Genomic DNA, 22607 nt, shown 5'->3' with positions numbered 1-22607 from the left:
ATCTTTTCATAGAATAAAGATCGACTTTAAATCAAATAATGAAAAATCAAAATTTTAAAAGAGCGAAAGCTCAGTTATATAACTGACATTTTAGACCTCAATGGATATGATCTTCCGGTAGAACTTGTCTCTTTTTCTGCTGTAAAAAAAGAAAATTCTATCCAAGTGAATTGGACAACTGCTTCCGAAGTAAATGCGTCTCATTTTGATATTGAAGTATCGACTGATAAAAAGAATTGGACATTGGTAGAAAAAGTAGAGGCCAATGGGAATACTTCAAACCTTATTGACTACAGCATTAACGATGATCAAGAATATCAAACTACAGTCTATTATAGACTAGTACAATATGATTTTGATGGTCAAAATGAAACTTTTGGGCCAATTGTAGTACAGTCAAACTCTCTGGGAAATAACTTTCAAGCTAGCGTATTCCCAAATCCAAGTACAGACGGACAGGTTTCTATTCAAATAAGTGGTATGAATATAGGGACTGCCACTACTCTTCAAATTATGAACGGAAAAGGTAATGTGGTTTTATATGATACAATTGACAATGCCACATCTACAGTCTATTCATTAAAAAATAAAATTGAATTAGAACCAGGACTATACATTTTAAGAATAGTTTCAGGTACATCAAAAGAAATGAAGAAAATCATTATACAATAACTATCAAAATAAACTTAAAACACCTGAAGAGATAATTCTCTTCGGGTATTTTTCGTTAGACTCAATTAAAAAATATTTCTTCTTACGTTGTTAAACTACAGCAACAATTTGTACTTCAACTATTTCATGATTAATATTGCACTAAACGAAGATTTTTATGTGTTTTCCTAATTCACACTAACCATAAAAGAGATTTAACTTCTGATATACCATTTTCAATCAGTCTCTATTTAAACTAAACAATGATAAACCAACTTTTAATGACATCACTATTCGTGTGTCTCTATTTTAATATTTCATTTGCCCAACTTGAAATCATTGATGCAACACAAAAAAATGACATCATAATTGGCGGGGCAGACTGGACTGAAATCTCATACAGCTTAGGAGATGTTCAAGTGATCCCATTTTCAGACGGCGCTAATACAACAGTCACATTCAATCATCAATTTGGTCGTAAAGGAACGATCAACAATAATGAATTAACACATTATAGCTCCATAAAAGGGAACCTCACAATAGCAAAAGATCAAACTGTAACGATTGAAGAGTCTTCTGTTTTGGTTGTAGATGGTAATCTCGAAATTGAAGGTACATTACAATACAACAACAGTAATGGAAATTCAAAACACGTATACTTAATTGTATTAGGTAACATTACGGGTGGCGGAGAAATCAAAGGAGGAGATAGTAATCATGATCAACCACCTTATGCTTCAGGAAAGATTGAAATTGAAGGAGGCCATAAAGGTGGTGAAGGAGAAAATATTGATTCGCTTCCACCCTATATATCTGAAAAACTCAAAGATGATGGCTTTGATTTACCTGTTGAATTGGTTTCTTTTTCTGCATCTATCCTAGAAGAAGGTATAGCCATAAAATGGACTACTGCCTCTGAAATCAATGCATCGCATTTTGAAGTTTACTCTTCTATTGATAAGAGAAATTGGGAGATCTTGGGAAGAGTTGAAGCCAATGGCAACTCAAATACGCTTATCCATTATTCTTTTATCGATACTAAAAAAACATATAACACTGAGGTATATTATAAGCTCGTCCAGTATGATTTCGATACAAGAAGTGAAACTTTTGGCCCTTTAGTAGTTTCCCCCATCACAGAACAAAACACTTTAAAAACGTCAATCTTTCCAAATCCTGCTGAAAGCGGTAATGTTACACTACATATCAGTGGTATTAACTTGGGAAATAGAACCGAGATTAAAATATTTAATAAAGAAGGTAGATTAGTATTTTCAAAATCTATGAATGATGATAGTCAACTTTCTATTTCATATCCTCTCCACCTTGAGTCCTCTTTAGTTCCTGGGTTGTATATTATTAGAGTAAATTCTGGAAGACAACAAAGTATTGAGAAATTAATTATTAGATAACTGACTGTAATTACTAAGACAAAAAAACTCCTAAAGGGTAATCTCATACACTTTAGGAGTTTTTTGTGATTAGAGTGTGACCACTAATTCACAACATTCATTACAAAACGATCTTCAGGGTCCATAGGCATAGGGACAATCACATTGGTAAGACACATATTAATCAAGACATCCATGGCCTGATTTTCTTCCAATTTTGACACTTTAATAAATTGATTTAATGTAATCTGTTTGGTCTTATCAAGCATTTGAAGGACTAGCCTTTCGTTGGCTCCATATTCCAATGTATTGATTTGGTTTTTAGACTTTTCTTTCAAAAGTCTTCGAATCAAGCGGCTCATTTGAATACTTTTATCTACCACTCTGATGTAAGCTCTTCCTGTTTTTCTTTTGAGGTTATACCATAGAAAAACAGGCTTTTTATCACTTGGAGGAATTTCAAAAACCAATACTTGATGTGTACTTGATATACTCACTTCATGAATGATATAATCTATATCCACTGAGACATGCTCCCGAATTGCTTTTTCTAATACAAATTTCTCTCCTTCTATATCTATAAAACCATCAATTCGTCCATTATCTGTCACACCTACAATTAGGTAACCGCCTTCTCTATTGGCAAAGGCCACTACCTCTTTCATAATTTTTATTGGATCGGCAGCCTTCTTCTTAAACTCGATTGTCTGTCCCTCCCCTTGCTTTACTAGCTGTTTTAAAAACTTATAATCCAACTTCTACTTATTTTTCAAGTAAAACCCCTTTATAGCTATTTGTATACAGTAAGTCCAGAAGAATAAAACCTCTTTTTTACTCACTATAGATGAGGAATAATGTAAAACAGTACATCAGCTTTTACTTTTCCTCGTGCTAAATATTTTTAGTTCACATAAAAAAGGGTAATATTTACCATTAACAAATTACATTCATCGCCTGACCTTTTAACAACTTTCTAAATTCGTTACCAAGGCCAATGAACACGATTAAATGAATTTAATCATTTATAATCTATTTACTTACTATTAAAATTAGAAAAAGAGTGTCAACTTCTATTTTGACACTCTTTTTCATTTATAGTACTAAGAAAGTTTCTCTTTTAAAGTGATGTTAGAGAATTGGTGTTACCTCTTTTACTAACTCCAACGCATCAAAAAATACTTTATAGGATTTTCCATTTTCTCCTGCTTGTCCTTCACATTGCCCTCCTGAATGAATAAAGTAAACATACTGTTTGGTACTTCTATTGTCCAAATCTACTCGATCAGGTTTGCCTAACACTTTTCTGATATCAGTGATGCTTGTTCCGATAAGCTTATCTTTTACAGCTAGGAAATCGTCTTCCAATTTGGCACGTTCTCCATTACAAGCCATTGGGTCCGCTTTCCATGTTTTCATATCAAAATCTTCTTGTGAAATATCATTAGATTTTGCACAAGAGAGTAAAACATTGGCTAGAACAAAAAGGAAAAAAAGTCTCTTTATCATTACTTTATTACGTCAATCGTCTCAGCTTCCAAGGGGTCAGTAAGTTGTGTAATTCTGATGTTTCCTCTGCTTTTTTCTCTTCAAAAATCAGTTCAGAAACTAACGCAATACCTACTTTTTCCTCTTCCTCAGTGAGTGCCGAGGCTAAATATTCAGGTTTAAAAAATTTACTTACGAAGTTTGTACTAAAGTTACCTGAAGTAAAGGCTTCGTGATGAAGTACAAACTTACAAAATGCAAGTGTAGTTTCAAGCCCTGTGATTTTATAATCGTCAATTGCTCTCAACATTTTTTGAATGGCTTCCTCTCTATCTTTACCCCAAACAATTAATTTACTCATCATTGGATCATAGTGAGTACTCACTTCCATTCCTTCAGTATATCCACTGTCAACTCTCACCCCTCTACCTGCAGGTTCAATGTACCTGTGTAAAACTCCTGTATCAGGTAAAAAGTTTTGATATGGATCTTCGGCGTAGACTCTCACTTCAATTGAATGTCCCGTGATTTTCATATCCTCTTGTGAATAGCCTAATTCCTCCCCTTCAGCAACTCTAATTTGTTCTTTTACAAGATCCATTTGGGTGATTTCTTCAGTGACTGTATGTTCCACCTGTAAGCGGGTATTCATTTCTAAAAAATAGAAAGAAAGGTCCTCATCTAAAATGAACTCTACTGTCCCTGCCCCTACGTAATCACAAGCCTTGGCCACATTTACAGCACTTTCACCCATTTTCTGACGCAATTCAGGTGTCAGTACTGCCGATGGCGCTTCTTCAATTACTTTCTGATGCCTTCTTTGGATGGAACATTCTCTTTCAAACAAGTGTACTACATTGCCATGTTGATCAGCAAGAATCTGGATTTCAATGTGTCGTGGGTTTTGAATGTATTTTTCTACAAAAACAGCTCCGTCACCAAAAGAAGAAGTTGCTTCAGAAACGGCTCTCTTCATTTGTGACTCAAAGTCTTTGGAATCCTCTACTACACGCATTCCTTTTCCACCTCCACCAGCACTGGCTTTGATCAAGATCGGGTACTTTATATCATCCGCCATTTTTTTGGCTGCCTCAATATCTGTAATTGCTTCATCTCCACCTGGAACAAGAGGAACGTTATACTTTGCTACAGTTGTTTTTGCTTCTAGCTTACTCCCCATTACTTCTATGGCTTTTGCTGACGGGCCAATAAAAATGATTCCTTCTTCAGTAATTCTTTGAGCAAAAGTGGCATTCTCAGAAAGAAAACCATATCCGGGGTGTACGGCGTCTATTTTATGTTCATGACAAATTTTAATGATCAAATCGATATTCAAATACGATTTTGAGGCCGTCGCCTCTCCTACACAAACAGCTTGATCTGCTAGATAAACGTGTGGAGCATCATGATCTACCTCACTGTAAATTGCCATCGTAAAAATTCCCAATTCTTTAGCTGAACGGATAATTCTCACAGCAATTTCTCCTCGGTTGGCAATCAGAAGTCTTTTGATCTTTTTCATCTTTGAATGGTTAGTGATTGTTTATTGTCTGGTGTTGTTATAAGTAGATGCTCAGTGCTGAACATTCTCTTATTTCTAATTTAAGAGAAAGACTTCAATAATGTACTATTGTTTAAACCAATATTTTTCGAGTGTCGCAATAAACGTAGAAGGAACAAAACCCTTCATCCCATTCCAAGAAAATTTCTTACCGTTATGTTGCAATTGCATCTCTCTTACAATTCCAAGTTTGGTATCTTCCACTTTCTCAATATGAGAATGCTTAAAATCCCATTCCCAATTTTTCAATTTCCCTTCTCCAGGAACTGCCCCAATGTACTCTAGCCTATTTTCAAATAATATTAATACACCAAAAGCCCTTTGATTACCCTCCAATAAAGAGGCCCACATTCCTGCTTTTACATCGTCAGTATTCAGTGATCTCTGTATAAGAATATTAATAATCTGATCTAATACTTTTTCCAACGTTGCATTGTTATTTATTTTCACTTCTAATGCCGTGAAGTGTGTTTTCCATTTATGTTGTAAAGAACTTTCCACTGTTTTAATAATTCAATAAAATCTAATAATACTTCAATTTACCTCTTTAAAAAAGGAAGAATTTCAATAAAAACATACTTCCGACTAAAAATATTATTAACTTTTGGAAAGTTATTCTTATTAAAAACGTTTATTAATGTAAGGGTAATCGAATGATCCCCAATTACTTTCACAAAAGATATCCCTAATGAAAAACAATTACTTGAATTTAATATCACTTATCTTTTTTTCTTTCTGTGCTACAACGTTGACTTATGCTCAAAATGATGCTGAAGATTACTATGTCAAAGGTGAAGTATTTGCTGAAACGGGAAAATATGAACAGGCAATAATGGCTTATGAGGTAGCTATAGCAAAGGATGCCCAAAACCCCAAATACTTATATAAATTAGGTGTCACTTATCAGAAGTCTGGCAAAGAAAGCAAAGCTGAAGAAATATACAAAAAAACCGTTAAGGTAGATGAAAACTTTGTAGATGCACATCTTAAACTTGCCTTGATTTACAAAGAAAAGAAAGACTTTGATAAATGTATCAAACATTTAGATGCGGCCTTCAGAGGAACTACTGAAGTAGATAAACAGTTGGCTTATAAGACTAGAATCATCAATATTCTTGATATGAGAAAACGTTTTGATGAAGCTGGGCCACACATTGAAGATGCAAAAAGTATTGCTCCTAATAACAATTACATTTTGTTTATGGATGCCAAATACCACAATTACATTACAAAAAATTATGAGTTAGCAAAAAATAGTCTTCAACTTGCCATTGCACAAATGGAAGCAGAAAAAGGGAAAGCACATGAACATTATTATTATGAATTAGGTGTTGCTCACCACTCATTGGAAGATTATCAAAATGCGAATATTGCCTTTAAGGAAGTAAGAGATGATAAGTTAAGAAGCAAACTTTCTTCAATGACACCAGAGTACTTGTACCAAGTGGCATCAGCTTACTACCAAATTTATAATTTAGAAGAGGCAAGTAGTATTCTTCATTCTATTATCAAAATGAATAATACTTTTGAACCTGCTTATGATTTACTCATTGAATTAGAAGAAAATAAACTCGATAGATCTGAAGTCATCAAACTATTAGAGCATAAGGTTAGTATTCAAAAAGATAATACTGAGAAAGTGAAAATTTTGGCTGACTTGATTGATTTCGAATTGAAATTTGGTGATTTTGAAAATGCATTCAGACACCTTGAAGAATTTAATCAAAATGGCATTCCCCTTCCCGATGTGAAGTTTATGCAAGCTGTAGCTTACCATTCTAAAAATGAGAATGATAAAGCAATTATACTTTTAGAAGACTTGATCAACTACAATGGTCCAAAAGTAAAATATAGAAGTTCATTTTTACTAGGGACTATCCTTGTAAAAGAAAAGAAGTATAAAGAAGCAAAGTTAGCGTTTAGTCAGCCTTTTCCTGCTGAATTTAGCATTGCGGCAAAAGAGCAAATGAAATTAATCAAGCAAAAAGAAAAAGATGAAATAGTTCAGAATAAATAAAGTTCCTTTTTTATGAAAATATCCTTCTCAATTTTGAATTGAGAAGGCTATTTTTTTAGGCGATTATCGCTTTAAAGCGCTCTTTTAAGGAGTCAATCGCTACTGTATCTCCAAAAATTTCATACTGTCGAAGCGTATCATCAAATAACGCAAGGGTTCTCTTTGTTTTTCCCTCTTTTTTAACCCATTGTGACAAACGTCTTAGCTTTACAAGGCATTTCATCGCACTTTGTTGAATTGCAATTTCTTCAAAGGCCAAAGAGTAAAGTTGATCTGATTTATCAAATTCCTGATTTTCCCACCTCCATTCTGCTTCCATAAAGAAAACCCAACCTTGAAATACTTCTTTGGAATAGCCAGCCCAATATTTGAATCGGTCTAATATTCGTCTCAAGGCATCCAAATTGTTTTGGTGATCTTCGCTTGTTGATGTCAAATGAATTGCTTTTAACAGCAATAACATTGGGTGAAGTAAGTTACCTTCGTACAAAGAGGGTTCATTATCCAAGATCATAATTACCTTTTCTTTATTCTCTTCAATAGTAATATTACGAAGTTGAATTAACTGCAAAAGAGAAGCTACAGCATCAGGCATGGCTTTCATTTCATCATCACCAAACTTCTCTTTCACTAACGCTCTTGAACTCTCAAGGCTGTAGCCACAAAATACTTGATATTGTAAATACCTTAGTTTTATGATTCTTTTCTGGTATTCATCTTCTGAATCTCTCACTAGATCAAAAGCTTCTTCCAAAAGGTCAAAGGATGTTTTGAGAGAAGTAGACCAAGGTATTATATAAGAAGCAAAATCACATTTAAAACGAGAGACTAACCAATTATCATTCGTTTCCGATAATAATTGTATACCTGCCTTCGCATACTCCACTGCTTCGGGTACACTCTCGTACCTTGCTATCATATATTTCGACAAAGCCAAGCAACCCAAAGCGGTCACCTCTGATTTTCCATTTTCTATGGCGTGATTGACAATTTCTAAGGCAATCCATTTAAACTTTTCCCAATTTTCAATTCGAGCATAAAGTGCGATAGAAGCCATTATTTTTAGACCTAAATCACTCTCTTTCAATTGATAGGACTCCAGATTCTGAAAAGTCTCAGAAATCGTCTTCTCTCCGATATTTTCTAATAATCTTAATTGCTGTAAAGACAAATCTCGGTGTAAATCGCCAATATCTTGAGGGAGTGGGTATTCAACAAACTGCAGTACTTCATCCAAAAGCTGGTACCATTGATGGATATCAATATATTGAGTTGAAACGGCCATTAAATTGGATAGATAGTTAGCTAGGTCTTGAGAATCTTCTATGTTTAAGGCAATATTAAAAATCTCATCAAATGATTGCTGGTATTGTTCAGAAGTAAGATTTCTTATGGCTAGTGGTGTATATTTATCGTGACTCACAAGCTAAAGGATATTTAAGGTATAGTAATCAATTCTATAAGTGCCAAAGCAAAATTAAATGTAGCCATTTTTTCATTATCCCTAATTAAGTACAAGTTAAAAGGCATAATGATTCTCTATTTCATCTTATTGAATCGATAATTACAAAGTGATAATAAGAGCTAGCGTACAGTTAATTTTGTGTGGTGTTTTGTCAAATTTAAGAAATTTAAACTAATTATTTAGGCACAATAACAACAACACTACCTAATTACTTGATTTTAAATCTACTACAGGATTTTTTATTCCCGCTTTAATCACATGGTAACTTACCGTAATAAATGTCAAAAATAAAGTTACACCTCCTGAAAAAAGGTAAGCATAAGGATCAATAGTGATTTGTTGGGGGAAATTTTCTAACCATAATTTCATGGCGAGATAAGAAAGTGGCCAAGCAATGAAACAAGCACTTCCTACTAGGAAGAAAAATTCTTTTGATATAAATAACATCGCCTCAAAATTTTCCATACCAAGTGCTTTTCTAATGGCTATTTCTTTATTTTTCTGAACTGTTATAAATGAAGCAAGGCCAAATAAGCCCAAGTTGGCAATGATTACTCCTATAATCGAAAAGATCAAAGATACTTTTGCCAAGCGTTCTTCTTTTTGATATGAAGATTGTACTTTATGTTTTAATAAGAATGAATCCATTAAGGTGTAAGGAACATGTTTAGTCCACTTTAAGGACATCTCCTCCTCTATTCTTCCCCAGTCATCAATCGTATCAAGTCTCAAGACCATATATTTTATATTGAATGACTTGAATAAGCGATTATCATTTTTAAACAGGATAAACGGCTCAATTTCTTTATGGAAAGATTCAAAATGAAAGTCTTTTAAGACCCCTGTTACAATATGTTCTCCTGCTCGATTGTAAAACTTTTGGCCAATGACCTCATTTGCATCATCATATCCCAAATAACGAACCATGGCTTCATTAATCAAAACATCACCATGATCACACTGTTGATTATTATGGATATACTCTCCAGCTACAATATTAAAATGAAAGACATCAAAAAAGTCATTTTTTATTTTCAAACCTGAATAAAATGAGGAAGGCATACTTATGCTGTCCTTGACAAATTCAAAAGGAAAAGTTTGTACTAAGACTCCTAAGATCTCATCCATACCACTCACTGCCTCTACACCATCGATCGATAAAAATGACTTTTTTATCTCACTATACTGATCCATTGAGTACCTTACTTCTCCTAGCGGCACTACAACAATGTTTTTAGTATTAAAACCCAGGTCAGCCTCTTTTAATAAGTTCAGCTGTTTTCTGGCAACATAGGTGCTAAAAAGTAAAAACATGGCAATCACAAATTGAATGATCACACTCCAGGTTCTGAATTTTTTCTGCTTCACTCCTATTACTCTCGTCACCTGCAACCCATCAATAGGCCTAAAACCTGACAGATAATACATGGGGTAAAAGCTAGATAAAGCACCTACAAAAATACCGCTTCCTCCTATCAACAGCGTGATGGTTCTTGAATCAACTTGACGGATCTCAATGGTATTATCTCCTAATATTTGATACAGATATGGGAATAACAATTCCATAAAAACCAAAGCCCCAAACATGGAGAGGACACTAAGAATGGAAGCCTCTACTAAAAATTGAATGATAATTTCAAATTGATCCGCACCTATTGCTTTTCTGATACCCACCTCTCTCACTCTAGTAGAATACCTAACGGCAGATAGGTTCATAAAATTGATAGAAGCAATAATCAATACCAATAATGCAATGGCACTGAAAATATAAATGTACATGTAATCTCCATTGTGAGACATTTCATAATCCAAGTCAGAATATAAATGTATCTCTTCTATGGGCTGAAGATACAGTTGTACGTAATCTCTTAAATACTCTGGAAACTTCGTTTCATCTTGTAAAAGGATATCAAAATCTGCTTCTAATTCTTCAGGTCTTACCCCTTCTTTTAAAAGCACATAAGTCCAACAAGGATTCCACTGCCAGAGGTCTCCTTTCATAATATTCTTATTGGTAATCAACAATGTAGAAAACGACACTAACAGCTCAAAATCGAGATGAGTAGGAATTTTAGACTTGTCCACTACTCCTGTTACGGTCAAATAAAACTGATTATCATAGAGAATTTTTTTACCCAGAGGATCTTCCTCCCCAAAGTATTTCTGGGCAATATCTGTCGTGATAACTACGCTCTGAGGATCTGAAAGGGCATTTGATTTTTTCCCTCTGACAAGTGGGAAATCAAATATTTTGAAAAAATCTTTATCGGTAAAGTATAAGCTTGGTTCATTATATTGTTGTCCGTTCGCAAAAATCACATGAGAATATACTTGATGATTAAAAAAGCGAACAGTACTTTCTACATAGGTAGGATACAAATCATTAATAGTGGGTCCCAATGCAATAGGGACACTTGCCGAACGCTCTCCGATATCTTGAGAGTCGATCACCTCAACGATTCTGTATGTTCTTTTGGAGTCTACATGATTATTATCAAAGGACAATTCATACTTTACAATTAAAAAAAGTAAAGCAAAAAAGGCTATTCCCATTGACATACCCACTATGTTTACTAATGAGTATAAGCCATGTTTAGCCAAGTTCCTTATTCCTATGATAATATAATTACGTAGCACTATTACTTCCCTTTATTTAAGTTTTCGGTTACAATTTGTCCATCAAATAAATGGATGACTCTGGAAGCATAATCTGATGCTGCAGTAGAGTGGGTCACCATCAAAATGGTAGTTCCTAATTCGTTTAAATTTGTCAGCATTTCCATGACCTCTCTACCTCTTTCTGAATCTAAGTTACCTGTTGGTTCGTCTGCTAAAATAAGCTTGGGTTGAGAAACTACCGCACGAGCCACTGCCACTCTTTGTTGCAACCCACCTGAAATGTGCGTAGGGAAAGCATTTTTCTTGTGTGATAGCTGTAGTCGATCCATGATCTTGTCTACTCTAAACTTTCTTTCATTAGGAGAAATATGTTGATAGACCAATGGAAGTTCAATGTTTTCAAATACTGTAAGGTCATCAATTAGATTGAAGCTTTGGAATACAAAGCCAATATTAGACCTCCTTAATTCGGCTCTTCGCTTAGAAGATGCCTTACTCACTTCTTCCCCTTGAAATAGTACATTACCATCGGAAGGTACATCCAATAAACCTGCAATATTAAGCAAAGTAGTTTTACCACATCCCGAAGGTCCCATAATACACACAAATTCACCTTCATGAATATTTAGTGTGACATGGCTTAAAACTTGTGTTTCGTTTTCGTCTGTGGTGTATGCTTTTGATATGTCCTTTAACTGAATTACCGATTTCATAGTTTAAAAAGTGTAATAAAAATATACAACTGCAACAACCATTCATAATTCGGAGTACTTTTCATTATCAGTCAGTTAAAGAGTTCTGAGCTCCTTATCAATTGTTCGCATCTGAACTATCTGTTCGGTTACATTATACTGTACAAATCTATTAATCTATTTTATTCTTTTTAGATAAATGAACATATATTGGAAATAGTTTCTTATTCTTATATATAAGAAATTCGAATTAACCCAAATCACTTACCTTTAATTTTATGTTAACCTTTAAACTGCTTATAGAAAATCGAAAACAGGTCTACCACATCATTGAAAAATACAATTTTAGAGTAATCGACTACAGACCACACTACGAAATTGAATTTTTTGCTAAAAGTTATCAAGACTTCAACAAGACCTATTTTGACATCACAAATAAGCTACAAAATATGGATATCAATTATATCCTTTCTGACCATTTATATGTTCCTAACCCTAATAAAAAGGGAGCTTAATATAAAAATCTGCCACCACTAAAAATCCCACAACATTATTCATGTTGTGGGATTTCTTATATGTTACAATATTACTTAATTTATAATATCATTTTCATATCTGAACACTCATCTTTGTACATATACATCATCACTGCTTTTACAGCTTCTTCTTTATTTTTTGCTTTATCAAGCTTTTCGACTTTTTTGTAAGAAGAATCCACTGTCCAGATTTCTTTTTTATCATACCATTGGAAAATCACTCCCTTAACCATAAAGAATGTCTCCCCTTTGATTACTCTAGAATAAACATTGTTATTTTCACTTTGGAAACGATCTCCTTTCGGTGCTCCTACTTTGGTGATAATACTTCCGGTATTCGGGTTGGTATACAACTCACAAGTACATCTTCCTTGAAACTGTTCTTCCTCAATATCAGTAACGTTTAATTCAAGAACATACCACTTTCCTTCTTTAAAAGTGAATGTAGCAGTAATAAATTCCGTTCCTTTTGACAACACTTTCCCATTGCCATCATTGATAAGAGTGTATTTCAAAGAAAAAGAACAAATACCTACACTTCCTTGAATTTTTGTGGAATAAATGTCAATTACAGATTCTCTATGGACGTTTTGATTGTACTGATTGACAAAAATTGCTTTGTAATCTCCTTTTCTTAATACATGATGATACCTTTTATTATCAACAGAGATACTCGTGATACTCACAATGGCATCAGGACGGAAATATTCCATCATCTGATCTACATTGTCTTTACTATGGCCTTTTTTATTTTTTTCAATGATTGTTGTAATCATCTTTTCCAATTCCTTTTCGGACTGGGCAAATAATGAAGAACAAGAGAAGATCACGGAAAGCAACGTGAATAGAAATAGTTTTCTCATAATAATTAGCTTATCGGTAAATTTATTCGGTTTGAATACTTACATAAGTTAGGAGTTATTTTTTTTTATCGAAAGAAAAGGAATCATATTATTTATATAATTCCTTTTCAACAATTTATTATTGAACTTTTACACCAAAACATTCATCTTTATAAAGATACGCTATGATCTTTTGAACTACCTCCTCATGATTTTTGGCAGTATCTAATAAATGAATAGTATTTAGTTCTTGGTCTAAGACAAACACCTCTAAATTGTCGGTCCATTCGAATTTCACACCCTGCACCATAAATAAATCTCTTCCCTTGATCTTTTTGCGGTGAACGCTATGAATATTTTTTTCAAAATGATCTCCTTTTGGTGACACTACCTTTGCCACCACATTGCCCGTGTTTTCATTTGAAAGTACTTCACAAGAACATCTACCCTGATATTTTTCACTTTCAACATCTGTGATATTCAATTCTAATATCTTCCATGTAGATGCTTTAGTAATTAATGTAGAAACAATAAATTCTGTTCCTTTTGACATTACTTTGCCATTAGAATTATTGACTAAAGTATAATTCAAGGTAAAAACAGCAACAGCCGTATTTTTTTGTACTTGAATGTCATGTATCTCTAACTTGTAGTCTCGTCTTACATTCTCTTTGTACATATTTTCATAAAGCGACTGATACTCTGTTTTACTCATTACTTTCTTATGCTTTTTTTCATCCAATGATACAGAAGTAATGTTGATTAAAGCAGAAGGACTGAAATTGTCCATCACATTTTGTAGATCTACCATAGGATCTTTAGATCTTCGGTTTTCAACAGCATCTTCAATTATTTTTTCTATCTCTTTTTTCGATTGAGCAAATGAACTTTGTGCTACGAAGAAAAATAGTATTACTGTAATTAGAATATTAGATAATGACCTCATAATGAATAAATTTTACTAACTGAACGTTTGAATAACATTTTATACGACATCCTATCTTCCATGTTTAAACTGTTTTCAATTATTCACATGTTTTCTTGAACTCTTTTTGAAAAGCCATTTATTCTTTGACAAGAAAGTGATTTTGGTAAAACACCTTATTTATAGTGAATATTTATTTACTGCTTGTTTTTTTAAAAAACAGGGTATATTTTCCATTTTTTCACGATTTCAGATAAGAAACAGATTCTAAACGAAGCGAATTAAGGAAATGAAAGTTTGTATTGCCGAGAAACCAAGTGTTGCAAGAGAAATTGCCAAAATAGTGGGGGCTTCTCAAAAAAAGAATGGATATTTTGAAGGGAACGGTTATCAGATCACTTGGACTTTTGGACATTTATGTACTTTAAAAGAGCCACATGATTACGATTCTACTCTAAAAAGGTGGGATATGGTTACGCTTCCTATTATACCCATCAAATTTGCGATTAAGCTTATTGACAATGATGGCACCAAACAACAGTTTAGAATTATAGAAAACTTGGTTCAGAATGCGGCAGAAGTAATCAACTGTGGTGATGCCGGCCAAGAAGGAGAATTAATACAACGTTGGGTACTCCATCAAGCCAAATGTAATGTTCCTGTAAAACGTCTCTGGATTTCTTCTTTAACAGAGGAAGCCATCCGAAAAGGTTTTCAAAATCTACAATCTGAAAAAGAGTTTGACTTATTATATGCAGCAGGTAGTGCAAGAGCCATTGGCGATTGGCTACTCGGTATTAATGCTACTAGATTATATACTATAAAGTATGGCGGCTATAAACAATTACTTTCTATAGGTAGAGTTCAAACTCCTACTTTAGCCTTGATCACCAATCGATACTTAGAAATACAGAATTTCAAAAGTGAAAAGTATTGGGAACTCAAGACTAAATATAGAGAGGTTACTTTTAATGCCACAAAAGGGCGATTTGAAAAGGAAGAAGAAGTAAAGGCAACACTTGAAAGTATTAAAGGAAAAGAGTTTGAAATTGTTTCTTTTAAAAGAAAAGAAGGTAGTGAAACACATCCTTATTTATTTGACTTAACTTCTTTACAAGTAGAGTGTAACAAAAAGTTTAGTTTCTCTGCCGAACAAACTTTAAAAATTGCCCAGAGTTTATATGAGAAAAAATTCTTAACCTACCCTCGTGTAGATACTACTTTCCTTCCTAATAACTTATATCCTGAAATTGGACCTACTTTAAAAGCACTTACAAAGTTCGCACAAGAAACGGCTCCTCTTTTTGGAAAACCCTTCCGTAAAACTAAAAAGGTATTTAACGACCAAAAAGTCACGGATCACCATGCTATCATCCCTACAAAAATTTCAGCTCGAGGACTTACAAGCCAAGAAGCCGCTGTTTATGATTTAGTAGCTATTCGATTTATTGCTGCTTTCTACCCAGATTGTAAAGTAGCAAAGACGGAAGTTTTAGGTAAGGTAGAGCAGATAGAATTTAAAACAACTGGTAGAGAGGTCTTAGAGCCAGGGTGGAGAATTTTGTTTAAAAAAGAGGAAGAAGAAGAAAAGAAAAGAAAAAAGAAAAAGGGAGACGAAGAGGAAGAACAAACTTTACCCACATTCCAACAAGGGGAAAGAGGGCCTCATGCTCCATTTATTAAAAATAAAGAAACCAAACCTCCTAAATTATATACCGAAGCGACTTTGCTAAGAGCAATGGAAACTGCCGGTAAAAATATTGATGATGAGGAATTAAGAAAAGCAATGAAAGAAAATGGTATTGGGCGACCTTCAACAAGAGCCAATATTATTGAAACATTGTTTAAAAGGAAATACATCGAAAAACAAAGGAAGTCTCTTGTTCCAACACAAGCGGGACTCAGTCTGATACAAACAATACAAAACGAATTATTGAAATCAGCCGAACTCACGGGTATTTGGGAGAAAAAGCTACGTCAGATTGAAGACGGTGATTATGACATTAATCTTTTTATGAATGAAATTAAAGAGATGGTAACTGAAGTTGTGCAAAATGTAAAAATGCGTCGTTCTAACTTCAAAATTGAGACTCCTACCGCTTCTTTACCCAAAACTTCTACTACTAAAAAGAAAACACCTCAAAAAGACATAAAACTAACTTGTCCTAAATGTAAAACAAGAGAAGTATTAAAAGGTAATTCCGCTTATGGCTGTTTAGGGTGGAAAAACAAGTCTTGTGATTTTCTTATTCCTTTTAAATATGAAAATAAAAAACTTACAGATAAACAGATCCAATCTCTCATTCTAAAAGGAAGTACTCCTGAAATAAAAGGTCTAAAAATAGATGGAGCAACTGCCAATGGTATTCTTAAACTTGATGATAATTATAAAATCACTTTCCAAAAAATAGAAGAAAAGCCATTAATCTGTCCAAAATGTCAAAAAGGTCAAATTTTAGAGGGGAAAACAGCTTTTGGCTGCGGAAATTGGAAAAGTGGGTGTGATTTTAGGGTAAACTATGAGATTTATGGTAAAAAGATCACAAAATCACAGTTGAAATCACTAATTCAGAAGGGAACTACCTCAAAAATTAAGGGATTTTCAGAAAATCCTCACAAAATTTCAGAAGGAAGGTTAAAATTGAACCCTGATTTTACAATTACGATCATAAATTAATAATTACAAGGTTCATTTTGAAACCTTAAGAGATAACATTTAGCAACATTCTGTTGAAACATCGTTAAAAAAACACCCTATTTTTTAAAAATTATCTATTTTTTTATAGAAATAGGTCAATTTTTCATGTTAAGATTTGCAAAGGATAATCTTTACCTCTACAATTGTATTAGAAATCGAGGGGAATAAAGCGAAAAGATTTCTATCTGAATAGTCATTCCCTTTTATAGATGTGAGTGATCCGTTTATTGAGCAACCCTCAATAAGCGGGTGTTTCACTTCAATGATCGAATTTTAAATACTATCTATAATTTTTAATTTTTGACTGCAATGTTCTCAACAATTCACCTACTTGCCGACGCAACATTGGCAACAGAGGCAGTAACGCAAGCAGTTACTGCAGAGCAACTACAAACAGTAAGTTTAACAACAAGCAACGTATGGATGCTAGTATCTACTATGCTAGTATTTATCATGGCCTTAGGCTTCGCATGTGTTGAAGCTGGTTTCACTCAAGCTAAAAACACAGTAAACATCCTCTTCAAAAATACAGTGGATTTATCAGTAGGACTTATCTCTTACGCATGGTTCGGATTCAACCTTATGTATCCAGGAGAATTCAATGGAATTTTCGGTTTCGCAGGATGGGGATTAACTCCAGATTTATCTCCTGATTATGCAGGAGGTGCTTACACGTACTGGACTGACTTCTTATTCCAAGCAATGTTCGCTGCAACTTGTGCAACAATCGTTTCAGGTGCAGTAGCAGAAAGAATCAAAATCACTTCTTACTTCATCTTCACTTTCTTCTTAGTAGGATTCATCTACCCTGTACTAGGTTCATGGCACTGGGGTGGCGGATGGTTGTCTGAAATGGGCTTCTATGACTTCGCAGGTTCTACAGTAGTACACTCAGTTGGTGGATGGGCTGCATTAGCAGGTATCATCGCAATTGGTGCTCGTAAAGGTAAGTATGTAAACGGTAAAGTTGTTGACAAGCCAGGTTCATCAGTTCCGTTAGCAGTAATTGGTGTATTCTTATTATGGTTTGGATGGTTCGGATTCAACGGTGGATCAGTTCTTTCAGCAGATCCACAATCAATCTCATTAGTATTAGTTACTACAACTTTAGCTGCAGCTGCAGGTGGTGTTGGTGGCTGGATCGGTGGTTACATTATGTTCAAGCGTTATGACTTGGGTATGGTGTTAAACGGTATCTTAGCTGGTCTAGTAGGTATTACTGCTGGTGCTGACCAAATGTCTCCAAACGAAGCAATCCTAATCGGTATTGTATGTGGTATCGTAGTAGTATTCTCTGCGGTAACTATGGACAAATTCAAACTTGATGATTGTGTTGGTGCAGTTTCAGTTCACTTAACTTGTGGTATCATCGGTACTTTAGCAATTGGTGTACTAGGTGCTAAAGCTGGTATGGATCAGTTTGTTACACAATTAATTGGTGTAGCTGCTTACGGTGCAGTAGCATTCACAGCTTCATTAGCAATCTTCTACGGATTGAAATTCACAGTTGGTGTAAGAGTATCTGAAGAGCACGAATCTGAAGGTCTTGATAGCCATGAGCACGGTATCCGTGGTTATACTATCACTTTCGACAACTAAGATATAAACATAGAGGAGAGAGATTCACATCTCTCCTCTCCCTAAAAAAATATTGTATACGAAACCCGTTAGTTCCGTTACAATTATTATTCATCTCACATAATTCAATCTCATTACTGTTCAAGGTAATGGCATTTACATCCGAGTAATTACAGTTTGTGTGCATTGTTCTTACTTAAAAATTTATTATTCACCTCTATAATTTTTCTACAATGAAGACTAAATTATTCTCTTTGATCGCTCCACTTATGGTAGCGGGTTCAATGGCTTTTGCACAAGATAACTATGACAACGCTGAAGTTCAGCCAGAAGCAACTGAAGAAACAACAGAAGAAGAAGCTAACAAATTATCAATCTCTGGTTCAGTAGATTTATACTACAGATACGCTGGAGAGGTAAATAACGCTCCTACATCTTTCGCTGGTGAAAACAACACTATCGGTTTAGGTATGGCGAACGTGATCTTCTCACAATCATTAGGTAAAGCATCATTCGTAGCTGATTTATCTTTTGGACCAAGAAGTGACGGATCTCTCGGAGAAGGTAACTTCATCCAAAATTTATATGCTTCATACCAGTTAACTGACAAGTTAACAGCTACTGGTGGTTTTATGGGTACATTCGTTGGATACGAAGTAATCTCTCCAACAGCGAACTTCAACTATACAACTTCTTATTTATTCTCTAATGGTCCTTTCCAAAATGCAGGTGTAAAATTAGACTATGCATTCTCTGACAAAGTATCATTAATGGTAGGTTTATTCACTGACAGCTGGGATGTAACTGCTGAGTCTTCTTCATCTGGTATGTCAGGTATTGGTGCTCAATTATATGTAGCTCCAGTAGACGGATTAGATCTTTACTTAAATGCTTTTAACTCAAACACAAGAATGGTATTTGATTTAACAGCAGGTTACCAAGCAACTGACGCTTTCTATGTAGGTTTGAACGCTGCTTATGCTGACAAATCAGTAGATGATATGGGACAAGTTTACACAGGTGTTGCAACTTACTTACAATACCAAGTAAGCGAAACAGTTGGTTTAGGTTTAAGATACGAGCACTTCATCGACGAAAACAAAACAGTTGGAGCTGATGGAAGCAAAGACACTGTTGCTGGTGATTTAGGTACAGTAAACGCATTCACTTTATCTGGTAACGTAGCTTTAGGTCCACTAATGGTTATTCCTGAAGTTAGAGTAGATACTTCTGATATCGACGCGTTCTCAGACAAAGACGGTGCTTCAGATTCATTCACTCAAGCATTAGTAGCAGTTGTATATGCATTCTAATAATTAATATTATAGATACAACAACGGAAAAGCCGGTGCGATTTATCGCATCGGCTTTCTTTTTTCACCCTCTTGTATAAAAAACATCCTCTTCTACAGAAGATACAGCTACATTTTCATCAATCAGGGTAATTTTATAACCATATCACTTCAAAAACTTACTTTTTAAACTGCAAAAAGATAATTTTTAAAGAAATTTCACCTTCAATCAAAATCTTCAAAAATTTACAGTGTTTTTTAAAAAAATCATTAATTAACACCTAGTTAGATTAGAAATTACCCATAAAGTCAATTTTTTCTTGATTTTTTTAAAAATCAGAGTGATATTTACACCGTAAACAAATTATAACGACTTCTGCTAATGAACAAACTTCCTAACCTATTATTAGCGTTATTTAGAACGTTCGAGCAATAGTTTTTTAATCTCACATTACAATGACAAATCTTCGTTTTAACGCCCTTGAGACAGCTTCAGCTAGAACAGCAAAAGAAGTTGAAGCACCGTCTAACAAAATCTCAGATTATTTTGGCGAGGACTGTTTCGGTCTTCCTCAAATGAAAGCTGCACTTGCTCCAGCTATCTACAAGAAAGTAGAATCTGCAGTAAAGTATGGTACTAAAATCGACGAAGCTACTGCTGACGCTGTTGCATCTGCAGTAATGACATGGGCCGTTTCTAAAGGTGTTACACACCACACTCACTGGTTCCAACCACTAACTGGATCTTCTGCAGAGAAGCATGACTCTTTCTTCGATTACACAAAAGGTATTGAAACTTTCAAAGGTTCAACTCTTACTCAACAAGAGCCAGATGCCTCATCATTCCCTAACGGCGGTATCCGTGCAACAAACCAAGCACGTGGTTATACTGGTTGGGATCCTTCATCACCTATCTTCATTACAAACAAAACGCTTTGTATCCCTACTATCTTCGTTTCTTACACTGGAGATACATTAGATTACAAAACTCCTTTGTTAAAAGCACAAGAAGCTATTAACAAAGCGACTATTGATGTTTGTCAATACTTCGAAGAAGGTGTTACAAGTATTTCTGCTTCATTAGGTTGTGAGCAAGAGTACTTCTTAGTAGACAAAGCTTTCTACGCTGCACGTCCTGACTTATACATTGCAGGTCGTACTTTATTTGGTGCTAAGCCTCCTCACGGACAGCAATTAGATGACCACTACTTCGGTTCTATTGCTCCACGTGTTGCAGCATTCATGAAAGACTTTGAATTACAATGTCACAAATTAGGAATTCCTGTAACTACACGTCACAATGAGGTAGCTCCAGGTCAATTCGAAGCAGCTCCATTATACGAAGAAATCAACACAGCTGTAGATCACAACTTGTTGATGATGGATGTAATGGAACAAGTTGCTAGTGAGCATAACTTAGCTGTTTTACTTCACGAGAAGCCTTTCGCTAACTTGAACGGTTCTGGTAAGCACAACAACTGGTCATTAATCACTAATAAAGGACGTAACTTATTCCAACCGGAAGGTTCTTTATATTTCTTAACGTTCTTAGTTAACACTATCAAAGCGGTTCACGTTTATGGTGACTTAATGAGAGCGTCAATTGCTTCAGCGGGTAACGATCACCGTTTAGGTGCAAACGAAGCTCCTCCAGCAATCATGTCAGTATTCTTAGGTTCTACTTTGACTGACTTCTTAAACGAAGTTACTGAGTCTGGTAAACTTGTTTATGCTGAAGGTGGCGATGAGTTCATCGAATTAGGTATCGACAAGATCCCTGGTCTTAAGTTAGACAATACTGACCGTAACAGAACTTCACCATTTGCATTTACTGGTAACAAGTTCGAATTCCGTGCAGTAGGTTCTACTCAAAACACTGCAACTCCAATGACAGTGTTGAACTTAATCGTAGCTGAGCAATTAACTCAATTCAAAGCTTCAGTTGATGCTGCTATTGCTGGTGGTAAAGACAAAGAAGCTGCGATCCGTGAGATCTTAGTTCAATACATCAAAGAATCTGAAGCTATTCGTTTCGAAGGTGACGGTTACTCTCAAGAGTGGGTTGACGAAGCAGAGTCAAGAGGTCTTTCTAACGTAAAAGATACTCCTCGTGCTCTTGATTTCTTCATTGCAGAAGAAGCAAAAGAAATCTTCGCTAAGCACAACGTATTCAGCGAAAGAGAAATCGAAGCTCGTCACGATGTATGGTCAGAGATCTACTCTACTAAGATCGATATCGAGTCTAAAGCAATGGAGGAAATCGTACTTAACAAAGTAATTCCTGCTGCTGCTAGCTATGTTGCAACATTAGCTGACTCGGCTGCTAAATTAAAAGACCTTGGTTTAGACGCTTCTGCAATCACTACTACTATCTCTGAAGTAACTGGTTTCATGAAGACTGCTAAAGAAGGTGTTGCAGCAATGGTAGTTGAGCGTGATAGAGTTCTTGAAATCGAGGACACAAATGCTCAAGCTGTTGAGTTCTGCGATAGCATCAAGCACAAATACTTCGACACAATCCGTGAAGCAGTAGATCGTCTTGAGTTATTCGTTGATGACGCTCAGTGGCCATTACCGAAATACTCTGAAATGTTATTCCTTAAGTAATTAGGGATTTAATATAATGTGGGATGTTTATACAGCTCATGACCCTTTTTAGGGTCGTGAGCCCACTTTTTCCCACTGAAATTAAGCGATTTATAAAATAAATCGCTTTTTATATGCAAAAAGGCTTGTGTATTTTAAAATAAACCTGCTATATTTGCATCGCATTAAAACGGCGATCGTAGCTCAGTTGGTTAGAGCACCGGTTTGTGGTTCCGGGGGCCGTGGGTTCGAATCCCATCGTTCGCCCA

At 34.9% G+C, this 22607-nt stretch carries 17 protein-coding genes and 1 tRNA gene; 9 read left to right on the top strand and 9 right to left on the bottom strand.

Features of this window, described 5'->3' with window-relative positions:
* Positions 1 to 165 precede the first annotated feature (165 nt).
* Both IC221_RS27920 and IC221_RS27915 read left to right on the top strand, forming a co-directional pair.
* Positions 166 to 672: a T9SS type A sorting domain-containing protein gene (locus IC221_RS27920; RefSeq protein WP_188172093.1), complete on the top strand. Its 507-nt coding sequence runs from the start codon at positions 166 to 168 to the stop codon at positions 670 to 672.
* Positions 673 to 914: 242 nt separating this feature from the next.
* The gene (locus IC221_RS27915; protein ID WP_188172092.1) at positions 915 to 2063 is read left to right on the top strand and encodes a T9SS type A sorting domain-containing protein; all 1149 of its coding nucleotides are present in this window, start codon (positions 915 to 917) and stop codon (positions 2061 to 2063) included.
* 83 nt (positions 2064 to 2146) lie between these two features.
* On the opposite strand, the gene IC221_RS27910 is transcribed toward IC221_RS27915, so the two are convergent.
* From IC221_RS27910 to IC221_RS27895, 4 genes are all read right to left on the bottom strand, one after another.
* Entirely contained in the window at positions 2147 to 2797 is a 651-nt protein-coding gene (locus IC221_RS27910) for a helix-turn-helix domain-containing protein (RefSeq protein ID WP_188172091.1), read from the bottom strand.
* A gap of 373 nt (positions 2798 to 3170) precedes the next feature.
* On the bottom strand, positions 3171 to 3548 hold the full coding sequence (locus IC221_RS27905; RefSeq protein WP_188172090.1) for a hypothetical protein: 378 nt from the start codon (positions 3546 to 3548) through the stop codon (positions 3171 to 3173).
* A gap of 7 nt (positions 3549 to 3555) precedes the next feature.
* Positions 3556 to 5049, bottom strand: a complete 1494-nt coding sequence (locus IC221_RS27900) for an acetyl/propionyl/methylcrotonyl-CoA carboxylase subunit alpha (RefSeq protein WP_188172089.1) — start codon at positions 5047 to 5049, stop codon at positions 3556 to 3558.
* 105 nt (positions 5050 to 5154) lie between these two features.
* Positions 5155 to 5589 carry a hypothetical protein gene (locus tag IC221_RS27895; protein ID WP_188172088.1) on the bottom strand — a complete coding sequence of 145 codons (435 nt, stop codon included), beginning with the start codon at positions 5587 to 5589 and terminating at the stop codon, positions 5155 to 5157.
* A 187-nt stretch (positions 5590 to 5776) separates the two neighbouring features.
* On the opposite strand from IC221_RS27895, the gene IC221_RS27890 reads away from it, so the two are divergent.
* On the top strand, positions 5777 to 7105 hold the full coding sequence (locus IC221_RS27890) for a lipopolysaccharide assembly protein LapB (protein ID WP_188172087.1): 1329 nt from the start codon (positions 5777 to 5779) through the stop codon (positions 7103 to 7105).
* Between the two features lie 55 nt (positions 7106 to 7160).
* On the opposite strand, the gene IC221_RS27885 is transcribed toward IC221_RS27890, so the two are convergent.
* The 3 genes from IC221_RS27885 to IC221_RS27875 all read right to left on the bottom strand — a co-directional run bounded on the left by IC221_RS27885 (position 7161) and on the right by IC221_RS27875 (position 11902).
* A complete protein-coding gene (locus tag IC221_RS27885; RefSeq protein WP_188172086.1) occupies positions 7161 to 8528 on the bottom strand; it encodes a hypothetical protein in 1368 nt (455 codons plus the stop codon).
* Positions 8529 to 8774: 246 nt separating this feature from the next.
* Entirely contained in the window at positions 8775 to 11207 is a 2433-nt protein-coding gene (locus tag IC221_RS27880; RefSeq protein ID WP_367397793.1) for an ABC transporter permease, read from the bottom strand.
* 2 nt (positions 11208 to 11209) lie between these two features.
* Entirely contained in the window at positions 11210 to 11902 is a 693-nt protein-coding gene (locus tag IC221_RS27875; RefSeq protein WP_188172084.1) for an ABC transporter ATP-binding protein, read from the bottom strand.
* A gap of 257 nt (positions 11903 to 12159) precedes the next feature.
* Here IC221_RS27875 and IC221_RS27870 point away from each other — a divergent pair, with 257 nt between their 5' ends.
* Complete coding sequence (locus IC221_RS27870) at positions 12160 to 12396, top strand: hypothetical protein (protein ID WP_044201461.1); 237 nt, start codon at positions 12160 to 12162, stop codon at positions 12394 to 12396.
* 80 nt (positions 12397 to 12476) lie between these two features.
* Here IC221_RS27870 and IC221_RS27865 read toward each other — a convergent pair whose 3' ends face one another.
* Together IC221_RS27865 and IC221_RS27860 are read right to left on the bottom strand one after the other, a co-directional pair.
* Complete coding sequence (locus tag IC221_RS27865) at positions 12477 to 13280, bottom strand: hypothetical protein (protein ID WP_188172083.1); 804 nt, start codon at positions 13278 to 13280, stop codon at positions 12477 to 12479.
* Positions 13281 to 13398: 118 nt separating this feature from the next.
* Positions 13399 to 14205 carry a hypothetical protein gene (locus IC221_RS27860; protein WP_188172082.1) on the bottom strand — a complete coding sequence of 269 codons (807 nt, stop codon included), beginning with the start codon at positions 14203 to 14205 and terminating at the stop codon, positions 13399 to 13401.
* A gap of 268 nt (positions 14206 to 14473) precedes the next feature.
* On the opposite strand from IC221_RS27860, the gene IC221_RS27855 reads away from it, so the two are divergent.
* The 5 genes from IC221_RS27855 to IC221_RS27835 all read left to right on the top strand — a co-directional run bounded on the left by IC221_RS27855 (position 14474) and on the right by IC221_RS27835 (position 22605).
* The gene (locus tag IC221_RS27855; protein WP_188172081.1) at positions 14474 to 16861 is read left to right on the top strand and encodes a type IA DNA topoisomerase; all 2388 of its coding nucleotides are present in this window, start codon (positions 14474 to 14476) and stop codon (positions 16859 to 16861) included.
* Between the two features lie 330 nt (positions 16862 to 17191).
* On the top strand, positions 17192 to 18481 hold the full coding sequence (locus IC221_RS27850) for an ammonium transporter (RefSeq protein WP_044201454.1): 1290 nt from the start codon (positions 17192 to 17194) through the stop codon (positions 18479 to 18481).
* A 212-nt stretch (positions 18482 to 18693) separates the two neighbouring features.
* Positions 18694 to 19773: an outer membrane beta-barrel protein gene (locus tag IC221_RS27845; RefSeq protein ID WP_223241524.1), complete on the top strand. Its 1080-nt coding sequence runs from the start codon at positions 18694 to 18696 to the stop codon at positions 19771 to 19773.
* A 435-nt stretch (positions 19774 to 20208) separates the two neighbouring features.
* Positions 20209 to 22359 (top strand): glutamine synthetase III, encoded by a 2151-nt coding sequence (locus tag IC221_RS27840; RefSeq protein WP_188172080.1) that lies wholly within the window; start codon positions 20209 to 20211, stop codon positions 22357 to 22359.
* Positions 22360 to 22531: 172 nt separating this feature from the next.
* A tRNA-His gene (locus IC221_RS27835) sits at positions 22532 to 22605 on the top strand.
* Positions 22606 to 22607: the final 2 nt, after the last annotated feature.

Source organism: Flammeovirga sp. EKP202 (assembly GCF_014534745.1).
Taxonomy (GTDB): domain Bacteria; phylum Bacteroidota; class Bacteroidia; order Cytophagales; family Flammeovirgaceae; genus Flammeovirga.
Note: the sequence above shows the minus strand (reverse complement) of the source record. Positions and strands in the feature narration are given on the sequence as shown.

Bases quoted from the DNA above. Each gene is read 5' to 3' on its own strand.
- IC221_RS27865 (WP_188172083.1), bottom strand. From the start codon at position 13,280: ATGAGAAAACTATTTCTATTCACGTTGCTTTCCGTGATCTTCTCTTGT.
- IC221_RS27850 (WP_044201454.1), top strand. From the start codon at position 17,192: ATGTTCTCAACAATTCACCTACTTGCCGACGCAACATTGGCAACAGAG.
- IC221_RS27855 (WP_188172081.1), top strand. From the start codon at position 14,474: ATGAAAGTTTGTATTGCCGAGAAACCAAGTGTTGCAAGAGAAATTGCC.
- IC221_RS27915 (WP_188172092.1), top strand. From the start codon at position 915: ATGATAAACCAACTTTTAATGACATCACTATTCGTGTGTCTCTATTTT.
- IC221_RS27890 (WP_188172087.1), top strand. From the start codon at position 5,777: ATGAAAAACAATTACTTGAATTTAATATCACTTATCTTTTTTTCTTTC.
- IC221_RS27845 (WP_223241524.1), top strand. From the start codon at position 18,694: ATGAAGACTAAATTATTCTCTTTGATCGCTCCACTTATGGTAGCGGGT.
- IC221_RS27875 (WP_188172084.1), bottom strand. From the start codon at position 11,902: ATGAAATCGGTAATTCAGTTAAAGGACATATCAAAAGCATACACCACA.
- IC221_RS27870 (WP_044201461.1), top strand. From the start codon at position 12,160: ATGTTAACCTTTAAACTGCTTATAGAAAATCGAAAACAGGTCTACCAC.
- IC221_RS27900 (WP_188172089.1), bottom strand. From the start codon at position 5,049: ATGAAAAAGATCAAAAGACTTCTGATTGCCAACCGAGGAGAAATTGCT.
- IC221_RS27905 (WP_188172090.1), bottom strand. From the start codon at position 3,548: ATGATAAAGAGACTTTTTTTCCTTTTTGTTCTAGCCAATGTTTTACTC.
- IC221_RS27860 (WP_188172082.1), bottom strand. From the start codon at position 14,205: ATGAGGTCATTATCTAATATTCTAATTACAGTAATACTATTTTTCTTC.
- IC221_RS27840 (WP_188172080.1), top strand. From the start codon at position 20,209: ATGACAAATCTTCGTTTTAACGCCCTTGAGACAGCTTCAGCTAGAACA.